Origin of the sequence: Buttiauxella sp. BIGb0471, assembly GCF_024807715.1 — a bacterium.
Classification (GTDB): domain Bacteria; phylum Pseudomonadota; class Gammaproteobacteria; order Enterobacterales; family Enterobacteriaceae; genus Buttiauxella; species Buttiauxella agrestis.
Window position 1 is genome coordinate 94,885 of the sequence record NZ_JANUEU010000004.1, and the last position, 12,325, is coordinate 107,209.

Below are 12,325 nucleotides of genomic sequence, written 5' to 3' on the forward strand. Positions count from 1 at the left end.
CACCTCACCATCCGTAGCAGTCCGAGACAATCTCCCTGAATCCGTGAAAAATATGTATAGGATTGTGTATAAATTTTTTATACACATAATTCACTTATACACATGCCCCCTGACTGAGATACAAATCCGCCGCGCTAAGCCCCAAGACAAGGCCTATACCCTAAACGATGGACAAGGCTTATCTCTGCTCATCAATCCCGACTGAAGCAAAGGCTGGAGATTCCGCTACCGGTTCGCAGGTAAAGCCCGTCTAATGTCTTTCGGTTCATATAGTCTCGTTTCACTTGCGGAGGCTCGCGAGAAACGTGATGCAGCGCGTAAGCAGGTAGGAAACGGCATCGACCCCGTAGAAGAACTTAAAGCTCAAAAACTGGCACAGCAGCTCTCCACGGAAACTCTTTCGAGGCTATCAGCCGAGAATGGCATACCAACAAAGCTGACCGCTGGACTGTGGCCTACCGGGAAGAAATCATTAAGACCTTTGAGCAGGATGTTTTCCCTTACATAGGGAACCGACCAATCTCGGAAATTAAGCCGCTGGAATTGCTTGAAGTGCTACGTCGTATCGAGAAGCATGGGGCTTTAGAGAAAACGAGAAAAGTGCGTCAATGTTGTGGAGAGGTTTTTAGCTACGCGATTATAACCGGCAGAGCTGAATACAACCCTGCAGCTGATTTAGCTATCGCGCTGGCCGTTCCCAAGCAAAAGCATCATCCATTTTTATCTGCCGAAGAATTGCCACATTTTATACGCGACCTTGAAGCGTATACCGGTAGCATTATTACGAAGAATGCGACGAAGATAATCATACTTACAGGTGTGCGAACCCAAGAGCTACGCTTTGCTACGTGGGACGAAGTAGACCTCGAAAAAGGGTTATGGGAAATACCGGCAGAACGGATGAAAATGCGTTGGCCTCACGTCGTTCCTTATCCACTCAGGTCATTGACCTCTTTAAGCAGCTCAAGCCTATTACCGGTCATTATCCTTACATTTTTATTGGCAGGAATAACCGCAGCAAACCAATCTGCAAGGAAAGCGTAACGCAAGTGATTGAGTTACTTGGCTACAAAGGACGTGCTACAGGTCACGGTTTCAGACACACAATGTCGACAATCTTGCATGAAGAAGGATTTGATAGTGCATGGATTGAAATGCAGCTTGCGCATGTGGATAAGAACAGCATTCGCGGCATTTATAATCATGCTAACTATTTGGAGCATCGAAGAAAAATGCGACAATGGTATGCAAATAAGCTGTATCCAGAAATGTTATTCACTGCAATACACAATTAGGATTTAGAGTATGTTTGATATATTCAAAATATTAATAACTGCAATTACCACTTTGGTATTCACAGGGGTTATTGGTAACAAAATAATTATCAAATTTCAACGTGACAATTGGTTATACCAACAAAAATTTCAAAACAACGAAAAAGATTTGAAGGAGTTTGAAAAAGTTGTAGCTGAAATAAACTCTCTTATTAGTTCAAGAATTTCAAGGATGCGGATATATATAGATGAAAAAATATCTAACGATGGAAAAGTTGAGGATGCAACAAGAGCTGGGTATATAAAACTCAAGGATGAATGGAATGATAAGCTTAATAATTTTTATCATTTTTTATTCACTCATGAATCTACTGATTTATCGATTTATCTTGAGAAAGAAATACAGGAAACCTTTGTTTCCATTCATAATGACATGCGTCACGCAGATGTAAACGAACTCAAAAAAGCTAACACAATGAATAAACTCAACTTACTATCAAATAAGTCGAGCAACTTAATGAAACTCATGGAAGAAAGAAAGAGACAGAAAAGATCCAGTATTTATGATGAAACAAAAATATATTTTACAAAAGAAAACTTAGATGAGTTCTCTACCTTTTTCATGTTAAAAGCCTTATTTTTTCGCTTTCCTAACGCTCATAGCATAAGTCGCTCTCCTTTTAGTTCTAACGTACCATCTAGACGTCTGAAGTAGGGGCTGTGGGGTAAGGAGCATGGAAGCTACCATTGCGGATTCAAATTCCGTGAGGCTGGATATATCCTTCTCAAAAGTCTTCATTGCTGCTTGCTCTATACCAGTAAGTCCTGTGCCTAAATAAGCATGGCACATGTATGAGTGTAGTATCACCCTTTTTGAATATCGATTATTGATTATAAAAGCCAAAAATACTTCATAAATCTTCCTTTTTAATGTTCTTGCTCTATAACCAGTTATTGTTCGTACAAACTGCATATCTATAGTACTTGCACCACCTTTGAATCTTAAGGTAGTGAACGATTTAATTAATTCCCTTATAAAGGATTTAATATCAAAACCGCTATGCAAAAAAAACCTACGATCTTCTAAAACAATGACATAATGCTCAACAAGACTTAAATCACTTTCTGTAATAATAACATGCTCATCAATTTTAAATAAATCATTATGAACCTTTCTTAAAATATCCCTTACCCTACTCTGATTGAACTTAGGTATATATATATTAGAATTCATCCTCATGTCGCCTCCGCTTTCCTTTTCGTATAATGTTAATATATCATATTAAATTCACAAATAAAATCGAAACATATAAACGTATTTATGCACAAGGAGCATTAATCTTTGGAATAATAATGATGTTTATATGAATAGAGTCACATTAAATCAAATATAAAATAACAACCTTCGAAACGTTTGGTATAATTTCACTCAAAAAAAATAACAATCAGACTTAAAATTAATAATTATATAAACTTTTATTTTGTAATAAATATAAAAATAAAAGGATACGCATTAGAACTAAGCGCGCAATGCTATCCCCGCCACGCCTGCCCGCTTCATGGGTGGCTTTTAATGCCTGTGTATGACTCCCTGGAGCCGCGCCAGCACTGGAGTGACGAGGTGTGAAAAATACGGGGTTTTACATGCAAAACCATGCACCGTAATGCATGGTTTAATTGAATTAAATGGCGGGGTTTTCAGGTCGATTTTATGCAGGTGGTTGCTGGCTCAGTTCTGCCTGCCGGTGTGCGTAAACATGGTTTTGTGCCGGTGTATATTTCTGCTGATTATCAGCCCTCGAAGCCTTATCTGGCCTGAATCCGATGGCTGTCAAAATGTCGCTGTTTTCCGCTGTGTAATTAATTTCCGGGCCGGTCGGTAGGTAATCCCGCAGTGCTTCCCCGATATAATGCGTCGCTCGTCGTATGGCCTACTCGCGGATTGCCGCCGGAAGCTGATTAATCCCCAATAATTCCGGTGACAGTGTACTGACCAGGTTAGCCCCCCAAACGCTCCAATTCCTTCCGCCCAAGCTCCTTCAACCAATTCCCCAAACTCATGCCAGCATCCTTCGCTGCAACTTCAAATTGGGCTTTCAGTTCTGGTGTGATGCGGATCTGAAATGTTGGAGATAGTCCATTTCCTTTAGGGCTTTTATCACGTTTGATAGTTGACATGTACGTACGTAATCCTCAATATGGTTCCATCGCGTACGTACACTACAACGGTACGCGATAAACAGCAACGCCCCGGAGTGCGTCAACACTACCGAGGCGTTTAACCACTAACGTTAAGGACATAACGCAATGGCTAACACCAATAGTATCACAACCACCTGCATTGAAATCGTGTGCCCGCCGTCAGTTAATGAAACGGCAATTACCGCTCTGCTCAAAACTCCTCTTGGTGCGAATCTGGATTTATTCCAGATCCTCGATAACTGCCAGCAGCATGTCGATGCGCTGATTGAAAACGACAACAACACCGAATGTATGGCGCTTTGTGGGCGTTTGTATGCAGCGCTGGAAATGTTGAAATTCGCTCTTAAAGCTCCGTTACCGGCTCATTTAATCGAGCGCCTGACGGTGGATGTGGCGGAACCCGATAATTATCGTGCTCCGCTTTCTACTGATTCCGAAACTCTGCGCGAGTATTGTTCCGCACTCACCATCTTATTGCTGCAACACCAGCAGTCACCCGAGCAGAAAGAACACATCACAGGGCTATTATTCGAGTTGGTTAACGTTCTGGTCGAGGATTTAAAAGCACCACGCTTTGTTAGCGCAGATGCAGGTTTGGTGATGATTAGCGGCGAATCAGTACCAGGGATTCACTAGGTTTCCAATGGCGGATTATCATCAATTCCGCCTTTTTAATTTAAATGTTGTTATTTTCCAAAAAAACACCCTCAGTATATTTACACACTAAAAAGAAGTTCTTCTAAAAAATATATTTACCCCAACTAAAATATACCACATAAATATATATTTACAGCGGATACCATTGACTCCAACTATATCTTAAAAAATAAATTTATTATTATTTTCATGTACATATAAATACATTCTGAAAACTATGGACTACATGACAAATTACATGCTAGAAAAGATTATTTTTTAAGGAGCTAAAGAATGTCTAGTTTGATATTTGTTTCTATACAAGGGAAAAAGAATGGTTTGATAAGCGCTGGATGTGGCACTGTCAAATCAATTGGCAATAAGCATGTGGCGGGACATGAGGATGAAATTTTCGCTTATTCATTCCAACACCTTCTTACTCGACAACAGAATGCCAACCACCATCCAGTACAATTCATTAAGCCCATTGATAAATGCTCACCTATTCTTGGTGCATGTTTAAGTGAAAATGAAGAACTCGAAATTTATTTAAACTTTTATAGAACTGGAGTTAAAGGAGGGGTTGAACATAACTATAAAATACGTTTAGGAAAAGCTTTCATATCTAGCATTAAATATGATTATCCTCACTCAGTAAATAACAACGGAATGTCGCCTCAAGAAATTGTATCTTTAGTCTACCAAGATATTACTTGGGAAAATATTGGTTGCTCAACATCTGCATATTCAATATGGGAAGATAGAATTGGATGAACAGTGAAACAGGTATAGCAGAAGAACTCTATTATACTATTAACGGTGAAACCCCAGGAGTTGTATCAGGATTCATTGAAGGTATATTGGAAATTCCAGAGGATATTGGTTACATTGCCTATGATTTTATTGATTCTGAAAATAGGTATAATAACAACAATGACAAAATAAGATTAATGTTTCTCGTGAAAAAAGGAGGTGTAAACAAGGACTCCCTTGCAGAAATAATTAAGGTTATTTTAATCAAGTATTATAGTCTTCTTACAAATGAGCAAAAGTCACAACTCCAATATAAAATAGGAGGGCAGATAACTGGAAAGCTTGTTTTTACGACCCAAGCCTTATCTAAGTTTTTACAAATTTTCATTGATAGATTATTAATAAGAACCTCTGTAGGGTTAATTTCCACATCTCTTGTAACGTTAGGGGCTATGCAGTCCAAAGCAGTATATAGTTCAAGAGACTTGTTGAATAGAAACCCTAACATATATTGGGAGTTAAGAGGGTTAGGTGATCTAGACCTGCTTTATTTTATTCTTGAGGATAAGTTAAAATCTTTTGAAGACGCTATCCTTCTCCATGATAAAGATAGGTCTGCATTCAATAATGTAATGAAGCATTACGCCGATTTGGTTCATGGAGAAAAAAATGCTTAACCCTTTATTAAAAATAGCATTTTTCTTCATTGACGGGTTCATTACCGTATCTATAGGTTTTTCACCTATCCTGTTAATATTTTCTTTTTTCTATTTTGACAAAATTAAAGACACACTGAATCACGCTATTTTGGCCGTAGTCATGTTTATTATTTCAAACATATTTTACTCGATTAGCAATAAATTAAAAGAGAAGTTCAAGCTCTAGATTCACTTACCATATGAAGATGCAGCCCCATTATTTCGAACACTTCTAAGATCGACGTATGCTCTACATTAAGCAGCCCTTTAAAGTGCTCTCATAGGGGATTTTACAGAGTCCCATAATTTGAACTTCCTATTCTGCACAACCTGTACGGTCTTCTTTGTCGAAGCAGCATGTGACATACTGTGCCGATATTGTTCCCGCCACAAAAACTCATCTGGCGTAAACAAACGAAAACAAGGGGTTACGTGACACGTAGCCCTTTTTTAATGCCTGACGAAACAGGTAGCAGCAATTTAAGAGGTTTGTATGAACTGGGATGTGTTGAAGTGGTTGATTGGCATCTACTTTGGCTGTTTTTTTGGGCTTCTCAAAGTCGCCTACTCCGACCCAAAGTTTTATCTTGAGTACATAGATAAAAAACTCACCTGGTTCTGTTACACGTGCCTGGTTGGCTTCAGCGCCTTCTGGTACGGGCTTTATGCGTGCAGAAATTACACCGTAGAAAACATTGATCTGATATCGGAACAACTGTCCCATCTGGACAAAGAATATAGCTATGTCACGTCCTATCTTCTTGTCTTGATTATTGCGTCCTGTTTGTCTTTTGGCGCCAGCATTTTGTTTATTGATATCGCCCGCAGAAAGCAGGCGCATCTGAGCTCTTAAGCCTGAAAAAATTGAAAACCCGTATGGTTTAGCCATGCGGTTTTTTGTTTTGTGGCAACGCTGAACCATCCCCCCTAAAACCCTTCGTAATACACCTTAACAATCTGTCTTGAGCGCAGCAGGTAGAATCCCCTTCTTATTTAAAAGGGATGTTTCAGCATGAAAAAATTGATGGCAGTTCTGCTGTTAAGCGGCGTGGCGCTTTCGGTCACGGCGTGTTCGAGCGATTACGTTATGTCGACCAAAGCAGGCGATATGATTGTGACGCAGGGGAAACCACTAGTGGATTCAGATACTGGCCTGATTAGTTACACCGATCAGCAAGGCAACGAGCGCCAGATTAATAACGACCAAATTGTGCAGATGATTAAGAAAGACTGATTTTGCCATTTATACCAGCCAGTACATGCTGGCTGGTATTTTCATCCCCCATTATTCCCTTTCCTTGCAGACAAACTCCGAAAAGTAAACGTTCTGGAATGCGGCTCGTAAAAACGAAAATTTGCCAAATCAATCTGTTAATAACCCCTATTGATCTGTGTATTATTTACGCACAAGGAAGGTGAAAAATTAAACAGGGATGATATATTGAGGTGATATATGGTAACGATGTTTGGAGAGATGATGGGACGAATTCTTCTGGATCTATCTGATGAGGCAATCAGTCGCCTTGATAGCCTTAAACAGAAACGCAATTTACCGCGAGCAGAGCTTTTACGAGAAGCGGTCGAGGAGTATCTGGAAAGGCAGGCTCAAACCAGTATCAAAGAAGCATTTGGTCTTTGGGGCGAAGATGCACCTGATGGTTTGGAATATGAACGCAAACTTCGCGAGGAATGGTGAAGATGATGCAATCTACTGTTTTTGATACCAATATTTTAATCGATTATCTGAAAGGGATCCCGCAAGCGCGTGCAACCATTGAAAGCTACGGTCATTCCCCATCAATTAGCATTGTGACCTGGATGGAAGTCATGGTCGGGGTAAAACACCACGATCAGGAGCAGCAGACCCGGCATTTCCTGAGTGGATTTGAAATTTTGCCGGTCAATCAGGCGGTGGCAGAACACTCTGTAGCGCTACGTCAGCAATATGGAATGAAACTACCTGATGCCATTATTTTGGCCAGTACGCAGATCAGTGCCAGGAAACTCATCACTCGAAATTCAAAAGACTTTAAGGATCTGCCAGGCGTAATTTTGCCTTATTCCCTGGGATAAATACCCCTTGCTTCGCAAAAGCACACATTGCCGATAACGCCCTTTTATTCCAGCCCGCAAAAAAATTTCATTTTCCTGGCAATATTTCTGCTTCTCATTCGTCTACCTCATCAGAAGCAATAATTAACTAATCTGATGAGGAGTAAAAATGATGAGAGATTTTGATATGCGTGGACATGGCCGGGATCACGGTCGCGGATTCGTCGGCCACCCGATGGCTAAACCATTGCTGATGGGCATTGTGTTTATTGCCGTGTTAAGCCTGCTGGTGATGTCGCTGTGGAATGCGCTGTTGCCTGCGATTATCGGCGTGAAAAGCATTGGCTTCTGGCAGGCGCTTGGGTTGCTGGTTCTGTGCCGTATTCTGTTCGGCGGTCTTGGGCTACGTCCCGGGATGTTCGGTATGGGCCGGGAACGCCGCCGTATGCATGAACGCTGGATGCAAATGACACCAGAGCAACGCGAACAGTTTGTTCAGCAGCGCCGCGGTGGATTCTGGCGTCATGGTCGCGGGCATTGCCATCATCGCGATGAGCGGCATGGTGAAAATGAGCATTGCCGTCAGAAGCCGGAAGATAACGCCCAGAAACCGACGCAAGCTGAGTGACGATAATGAAAGCCGGGACGGCAGGACATTCTCGAGTCATGTTGGCGCTCAATGCGTGTCGCTCGAAGCTGAAAGCGTTTATCGTTGGCCGCACGCCAGTACGCGATGACGCAGACGATATCCTGCAAGAAGTGACATGGCAGTTGATGAAAGTGGAGCAACCGGTGGAGAACGTCGCCGCCTGGTTGTTTCGCGCCGCACGTAATGAAATGACCGACAGGGCACGTAAAAAGCGCGAGCTTCCGCTTTCTGACTACTATTCTGACGACGATGATGGCTTTCTTCCTGAAGACGAACTGGCGGAAACGTTGTTTGGCGTGCCACAGTCACCGGAAGGCGAATATCTGAGTCAGCTGCTCTGGGATGAGCTGGAAGATGCGATGTTGGAGCTTCCTGTGGCGCAGCGTGAGGCGTTCGAAAAAACCGAACTCCACGGCTACAGCTTTAAGGAGTTAGCGGAAGAGACAGGCATTAGCGTTCAGGCCCTGTTATCCCGCAAGCACAAGGCCGTACTTTATCTACGAACCCGTCTTCGCAATCTTTATGATGAGCTAACAGAAGGCTGAATGCAGGGAATGAGTTTCTCTGAACAAAAATTCCCGGCCAGCATAACCTGGCCGGAGTGGTGCGAGGGGTTAATTGCGCTTATTGACCTACCCGCCACGCAACATCACGCATGGCATCGCGGGCTGCCTGGCTGATACCGCCAAGCTGGAAAAACCCATGGATCACCCCGAGATAGCGTTGGCAGGTGGACTCAACGCCTTGATCCATCAGGCACTCATGCAGAACCTCACCTTCATTGCGCAGTGGGTCATATTCAGCGGTGATGATATGTACCGGCGGTAAGCCTGCAAAATCTTCACGAAATAATGGGCTGGCTTCATCATCCATTGAGTCAAGATCGGGCATATAGGCTTCGTAACCTGAGAGCAACGTATCGCGGGTAATGATGTAGTCGTAGCCGTTTTCCTGATAGCTGACCGATTCCGCCGTCGCGTCCAGCATCGGGTAAATCAGCATCAGCCGCGCAGGCAGCCAGTTTCCCGCACTTTTCAGGCGCAGGGCCGTTACCAGGGCAATATGCCCACCGGCGCTGTCGCCCGCGAGTGTGATTCGTTCACGATCCACTTCCAGCTGTTCAGCCGCTTGCCAGATAGCGTCCGCTGCACGTTCAGCATCATCATGCGCTGCCGGATAAGTGTGCTCCGGTGCCACGCGATACTGTACGGCAATCACCCGGCAACCACTGTGATAGCAAAGCTGGCGTAACTGATTGTCATGGGTTTCAAACCCACCGCTAACAAAGCAACCGCCGTGGTAATAGATCACGGCGGGGAGTGATCCGGTGGCATTGAGCGGGGAAAATATACGTAACGTGCAGCCATCAAGACTGATGTCTTTCACGTCGACTCGGGTTTCGGTTTCACCCGCTAAAACCGTGCTGGCGATATACCCAGCCCGGCGTTCGGCAAAAGTTTGTTGACGTGAAGAAGGACGGCCAGAGTCGATGAATTCATCAACCAGCCCGGCGATTGCGGGTTCGAGGGACATACGGTGATCCTGTGTGATGACCAGGGCGGATAAGCCAAAGCTCACCGCCCTGGGAACTGATTACTCGCCTTCCCCTGGGAACAGGAAAGGATTGATACTGCTGCGGGCAAAACCTTCTTGCTCCATGCGTGCATCCAGTACCAGCGTGGCTAAATCGTCGGCAACGGCTTCCACTTTGGCATCTTTTTCCTGATAGAGAATCTTCAGGTAGGTGCCGCAGTCTCCACAGCTTTCCGCTTTAATCGCTGACTGTTCGCTTTCCAGCGACCAATAGTTCAAATCGCGGGTTTGCTCGCAGTTGCTACATTTCACACGCACTACGTGCCACTCGGTTTCACACAAGTTGCAGTGCAAGTAACGCAAGCCACTGGTGCCGCCAATCTGCACGATGCTGGAAACCGGCATCGAACCGCAAACCGGGCAGAACTGGCGTTGCTCGCCGTATTCCGCTTTCGCACGCCCTGGAATCAGGCTCGCCATTTGCGCCCAGTAAAGCGACAACGCAGCCCAGATGAACGGGGCTTTGTCGCTGGAAACCAGCGCAAAATCAGCGTTAAACAACGCAGTCGCCATCTCTTCCAGCTCTTGCGTTGAAGCCTTTTCCAGATTTTCGATAACCGCCAGCGCCTGGCCGCTCATCTCTGGTTTTAGCTCAGCAATCAATGAGTTGAGCAAACGCTGCCAGTGCGGGTCACGCGGCAGAACATGGATATCCAGCGGCGGCTTGCCCGTTTCAGAAGATTTCTGAATCAGCGCCGTTAAATCCATTTCCAGCGGGTGGTCGTACAGCACCACTTCCTGCGCGTGGGCAATAAGCGCCGCAAAGCGCAGGAAATCACCCAGCGGATTGTCGGTCGCCAGTTCGCGCAGGCGTTCTGCACGGCGGTTGTAGAGATTTTTCAGCCGGGGGAACAGTAACGGCGGGATAGTCTCCGCCGTACGTTTCGCGCTCTTATCCAGCTGGTCTTGCGGGATTATGCGAATGCTCATTCCTGTCGTTTTTCCTGTTTCTGGCGAACTTCACGATACCATTTTGGATGGTGTTTCTTCGCCCAGGACGTTGTGACCCAGCCTTCCACCATCGCGGTAATCGTGCCTTTCACCCAAAGGGCGGCGTAGATGTGGACCATAATAACCACAATCAGTGCCACTGCGGCAAATGAATGCACCATCAGGGCTACGCGAATCACCGGGATTGAGAAAGCAGGAGCGAAGTAAGGACGCCAGATAATCACGCCGCTCACCAGCAGTAGCACCAGGAAAATAATCGCCGCCCAGAACACGCATTTCTGGCCGAAGTTATAACGCCCGGTGTCACCCACTTCCTCGTTGACGACGATCTTACGAATATTCTTCGCCCAAAAGATATCATCCCGATTGATTAGATTGTGGTGCCAGTAACGGAAAAACATGATGATAAACGAGGCAAACATCACCACACCGACGAACGGATGGAGGATGCGCGCCAGCTGCGGCGTACCCAGAATGTGCATCAGCCAGTTAAAGGACGGGAAGAAGAACCCCAGCCCGCTCACCGCCGCCAGTATGAAGCAGAAGGCGGTTACCCAGTGGTTGATGCGCTCTGGTGCGCTGTAACGTTGAATGGTCACTTGTTTTTTCATGGTTTGCGCACCTCGTCATCGTCATGGTGCAAGTTTTCGTCTTCATCATCGGCACGGTTCGGGCCAACTCCCACATAGTGGAACACGCTGGCGGCAAAGGTCGCAGCAAAGCCAATAGCGGCGAGCGGCTTCCAGACACCTTTCCAGAATTTCACGGTTGGGCTGATGGACGGATTCTCCGGCAGGCCGTGGTACAGCGTCGGCTTGTCCGCATGATGCAGCACGTACATAACGTGAGTGCCGCCAACGCCTTCCGGGTCGTACAATCCGGCGTTGTCATAACCGCGTGTTTTCAACTCTGCCACGCGCTCGCCCGCCAGGTTTTTCATCGACTCTTTCGAGCCAAAATGAATCGCACCGGTTGGGCAGGTTTTCACGCAGGCAGGTTCCTGGCCGACAGTCACACGGTCTACGCACAGGGTGCATTTGTAGACGCGATTGTCCTCCGGATTCAGGCGCGGCACGTCGAACGGGCAACCAGCGATGCAGTAACCGCAGCCGATGCACTGCTCGGACTGGAAATCGACAATACCATTGGCGTACTGAATGATTGCGCCTTCAGCCGGGCAGGCTTTCAGGCAGCCTGGGTCCGCGCAGTGCATACAACCATCTTTGCGGATCAACCATTCCAGTTTGTCGTTTTGCTCCACTTCCGAGAAGCGCATGACCGTCCATGATTTGGCGGTCAAATCAGCCGGATTATCATACACCCCGACGTTGCTGCCGATTTCATCACGCAGATCGTTCCACTCCGAACAGGCCACCTGGCAGGCTTTACAGCCGATACAGGTGGTGACGTCGATAAGTTTCGCGACCTCTTGCTGACTTCCCCGCGCTTGTGGCGCGGGCGTGAGGCCGTTGGTGGCGGAACGACGGATAATGTCCTGAGATTGATAAGCCATAATT

At 45.5% G+C, this 12,325-nt stretch carries 17 protein-coding genes and 1 pseudogene; 10 read left to right on the plus strand and 8 right to left on the minus strand.

The genetic code is table 11. The annotated features are described in order from the left end of the window. Nucleotides 1–52 precede the first annotated feature (52 nt). Nucleotides 53–1,295 (plus strand): annotated as a pseudogene (locus M2371_RS14295) (tyrosine-type recombinase/integrase). A 10-nt stretch (nucleotides 1,296–1,305) separates the two neighbouring features. Next, a complete protein-coding gene (locus M2371_RS14300; RefSeq protein ID WP_259267996.1) occupies nucleotides 1,306–1,989 on the plus strand; it encodes a hypothetical protein in 684 nt (227 codons plus the stop codon). Here the strand turns inward: M2371_RS14300 and M2371_RS14305 are convergent. The 3 genes from M2371_RS14305 to M2371_RS14315 all read right to left on the minus strand — a co-directional run bounded on the left by M2371_RS14305 (nucleotide 1,909) and on the right by M2371_RS14315 (nucleotide 3,452). Then, nucleotides 1,909–2,508, minus strand: a complete 600-nt coding sequence (locus tag M2371_RS14305; protein ID WP_259267997.1) for a biosynthetic peptidoglycan transglycosylase — start codon at nucleotides 2,506–2,508, stop codon at nucleotides 1,909–1,911. The two genes, M2371_RS14300 and M2371_RS14305, sit on opposite strands and share 81 nt — an antisense overlap. 475 nt (nucleotides 2,509–2,983) lie before the next feature. Then, nucleotides 2,984–3,202, minus strand: coding sequence for a phage polarity suppression protein (locus M2371_RS14310; protein ID WP_310473323.1), 219 nt, complete (start codon nucleotides 3,200–3,202; stop codon nucleotides 2,984–2,986). A 70-nt stretch (nucleotides 3,203–3,272) separates the two neighbouring features. After that, nucleotides 3,273–3,452, minus strand: coding sequence for a toxin-antitoxin system HicB family antitoxin (locus M2371_RS14315; RefSeq protein ID WP_172893010.1), 180 nt, complete (start codon nucleotides 3,450–3,452; stop codon nucleotides 3,273–3,275). A gap of 129 nt (nucleotides 3,453–3,581) precedes the next feature. Here M2371_RS14315 and M2371_RS14320 point away from each other — a divergent pair, with 129 nt between their 5' ends. The 3 genes from M2371_RS14320 to M2371_RS14330 all read left to right on the plus strand — a co-directional run bounded on the left by M2371_RS14320 (nucleotide 3,582) and on the right by M2371_RS14330 (nucleotide 5,542). Beyond that, nucleotides 3,582–4,112 (plus strand): hypothetical protein, encoded by a 531-nt coding sequence (locus tag M2371_RS14320; protein WP_259267998.1) that lies wholly within the window; start codon nucleotides 3,582–3,584, stop codon nucleotides 4,110–4,112. Nucleotides 4,113–4,406: 294 nt separating this feature from the next. Then, the gene (locus M2371_RS14325) at nucleotides 4,407–4,886 is read left to right on the plus strand and encodes an Hcp family type VI secretion system effector (protein WP_259267999.1); all 480 of its coding nucleotides are present in this window, start codon (nucleotides 4,407–4,409) and stop codon (nucleotides 4,884–4,886) included. Continuing rightward, on the plus strand, nucleotides 4,883–5,542 hold the full coding sequence (locus M2371_RS14330; RefSeq protein WP_259268000.1) for a hypothetical protein: 660 nt from the start codon (nucleotides 4,883–4,885) through the stop codon (nucleotides 5,540–5,542). Before M2371_RS14325 ends, M2371_RS14330 begins: the two co-directional genes overlap by 4 nt. A gap of 418 nt (nucleotides 5,543–5,960) precedes the next feature. Here M2371_RS14330 and M2371_RS14335 read toward each other — a convergent pair whose 3' ends face one another. Then, entirely contained in the window at nucleotides 5,961–6,452 is a 492-nt protein-coding gene (locus M2371_RS14335; RefSeq protein ID WP_259268001.1) for a hypothetical protein, read from the minus strand. A gap of 123 nt (nucleotides 6,453–6,575) precedes the next feature. Between M2371_RS14335 and M2371_RS14340 the strand changes: the two genes are divergently transcribed. The 5 genes from M2371_RS14340 (at nucleotide 6,576) to M2371_RS14360 (ending at nucleotide 8,809) form a co-directional block, all read left to right on the plus strand. Then, entirely contained in the window at nucleotides 6,576–6,797 is a 222-nt protein-coding gene (locus tag M2371_RS14340) for a YgdI/YgdR family lipoprotein (protein WP_259268002.1), read from the plus strand. A 219-nt stretch (nucleotides 6,798–7,016) separates the two neighbouring features. Further along, a complete protein-coding gene (locus M2371_RS14345) occupies nucleotides 7,017–7,259 on the plus strand; it encodes a CopG family transcriptional regulator (RefSeq protein ID WP_259268003.1) in 243 nt (80 codons plus the stop codon). A gap of 2 nt (nucleotides 7,260–7,261) precedes the next feature. Further along, nucleotides 7,262–7,636: a type II toxin-antitoxin system VapC family toxin gene (locus tag M2371_RS14350; protein ID WP_404979397.1), complete on the plus strand. Its 375-nt coding sequence runs from the start codon at nucleotides 7,262–7,264 to the stop codon at nucleotides 7,634–7,636. Between the two features lie 151 nt (nucleotides 7,637–7,787). Next, nucleotides 7,788–8,243, plus strand: a complete 456-nt coding sequence (locus tag M2371_RS14355; protein WP_259268136.1) for a hypothetical protein — start codon at nucleotides 7,788–7,790, stop codon at nucleotides 8,241–8,243. 5 nt (nucleotides 8,244–8,248) lie between these two features. Further along, nucleotides 8,249–8,809 carry an RNA polymerase sigma factor gene (locus M2371_RS14360; RefSeq protein WP_259268137.1) on the plus strand — a complete coding sequence of 187 codons (561 nt, stop codon included), beginning with the start codon at nucleotides 8,249–8,251 and terminating at the stop codon, nucleotides 8,807–8,809. A gap of 79 nt (nucleotides 8,810–8,888) precedes the next feature. On the opposite strand, the gene M2371_RS14365 is transcribed toward M2371_RS14360, so the two are convergent. Genes M2371_RS14365 through fdxH form a run of 4 tightly spaced genes read right to left on the minus strand, consistent with a single transcriptional unit; the run spans nucleotide 8,889 to nucleotide 12,321 of the window. Next, nucleotides 8,889–9,797: an alpha/beta hydrolase gene (locus M2371_RS14365; protein ID WP_259268005.1), complete on the minus strand. Its 909-nt coding sequence runs from the start codon at nucleotides 9,795–9,797 to the stop codon at nucleotides 8,889–8,891. Between the two features lie 60 nt (nucleotides 9,798–9,857). Then, nucleotides 9,858–10,787, minus strand: a complete 930-nt coding sequence (fdhE, locus tag M2371_RS14370) for a formate dehydrogenase accessory protein FdhE (RefSeq protein ID WP_172893004.1) — start codon at nucleotides 10,785–10,787, stop codon at nucleotides 9,858–9,860. Further along, on the minus strand, nucleotides 10,784–11,419 hold the full coding sequence (gene fdoI, locus M2371_RS14375; RefSeq protein WP_034499260.1) for a formate dehydrogenase cytochrome b556 subunit: 636 nt from the start codon (nucleotides 11,417–11,419) through the stop codon (nucleotides 10,784–10,786). Before fdoI ends, fdhE begins: the two co-directional genes overlap by 4 nt. Then, nucleotides 11,416–12,321: a formate dehydrogenase subunit beta gene (fdxH, locus tag M2371_RS14380; RefSeq protein WP_034499262.1), complete on the minus strand. Its 906-nt coding sequence runs from the start codon at nucleotides 12,319–12,321 to the stop codon at nucleotides 11,416–11,418. The genes fdoI and fdxH overlap by 4 nt, the downstream gene beginning before the upstream one ends. Nucleotides 12,322–12,325: the final 4 nt, after the last annotated feature.

Coding starts and splice junctions, on each gene's coding strand:
- M2371_RS14300 (WP_259267996.1), top strand. CDS start 1,306: ATGTTTGATATATTCAAAATATTAATAACTGCAATTACCACTTTGGTA.
- M2371_RS14305 (WP_259267997.1), bottom strand. CDS start 2,508: ATGAATTCTAATATATATATACCTAAGTTCAATCAGAGTAGGGTAAGG.
- M2371_RS14315 (WP_172893010.1), bottom strand. CDS start 3,452: ATGTCAACTATCAAACGTGATAAAAGCCCTAAAGGAAATGGACTATCT.
- M2371_RS14320 (WP_259267998.1), top strand. CDS start 3,582: ATGGCTAACACCAATAGTATCACAACCACCTGCATTGAAATCGTGTGC.
- M2371_RS14325 (WP_259267999.1), top strand. CDS start 4,407: ATGTCTAGTTTGATATTTGTTTCTATACAAGGGAAAAAGAATGGTTTG.
- M2371_RS14330 (WP_259268000.1), top strand. CDS start 4,883: ATGAACAGTGAAACAGGTATAGCAGAAGAACTCTATTATACTATTAAC.
- M2371_RS14335 (WP_259268001.1), bottom strand. CDS start 6,452: ATGGCTAAACCATACGGGTTTTCAATTTTTTCAGGCTTAAGAGCTCAG.
- M2371_RS14340 (WP_259268002.1), top strand. CDS start 6,576: ATGAAAAAATTGATGGCAGTTCTGCTGTTAAGCGGCGTGGCGCTTTCG.
- M2371_RS14345 (WP_259268003.1), top strand. CDS start 7,017: ATGGTAACGATGTTTGGAGAGATGATGGGACGAATTCTTCTGGATCTA.
- M2371_RS14350 (WP_404979397.1), top strand. CDS start 7,262: ATGATGCAATCTACTGTTTTTGATACCAATATTTTAATCGATTATCTG.
- M2371_RS14355 (WP_259268136.1), top strand. CDS start 7,788: ATGAGAGATTTTGATATGCGTGGACATGGCCGGGATCACGGTCGCGGA.
- M2371_RS14360 (WP_259268137.1), top strand. CDS start 8,249: ATGAAAGCCGGGACGGCAGGACATTCTCGAGTCATGTTGGCGCTCAAT.
- M2371_RS14365 (WP_259268005.1), bottom strand. CDS start 9,797: ATGTCCCTCGAACCCGCAATCGCCGGGCTGGTTGATGAATTCATCGAC.
- fdhE (WP_172893004.1), bottom strand. CDS start 10,787: ATGAGCATTCGCATAATCCCGCAAGACCAGCTGGATAAGAGCGCGAAA.
- fdoI (WP_034499260.1), bottom strand. CDS start 11,419: ATGAAAAAACAAGTGACCATTCAACGTTACAGCGCACCAGAGCGCATC.
- fdxH (WP_034499262.1), bottom strand. CDS start 12,321: ATGGCTTATCAATCTCAGGACATTATCCGTCGTTCCGCCACCAACGGC.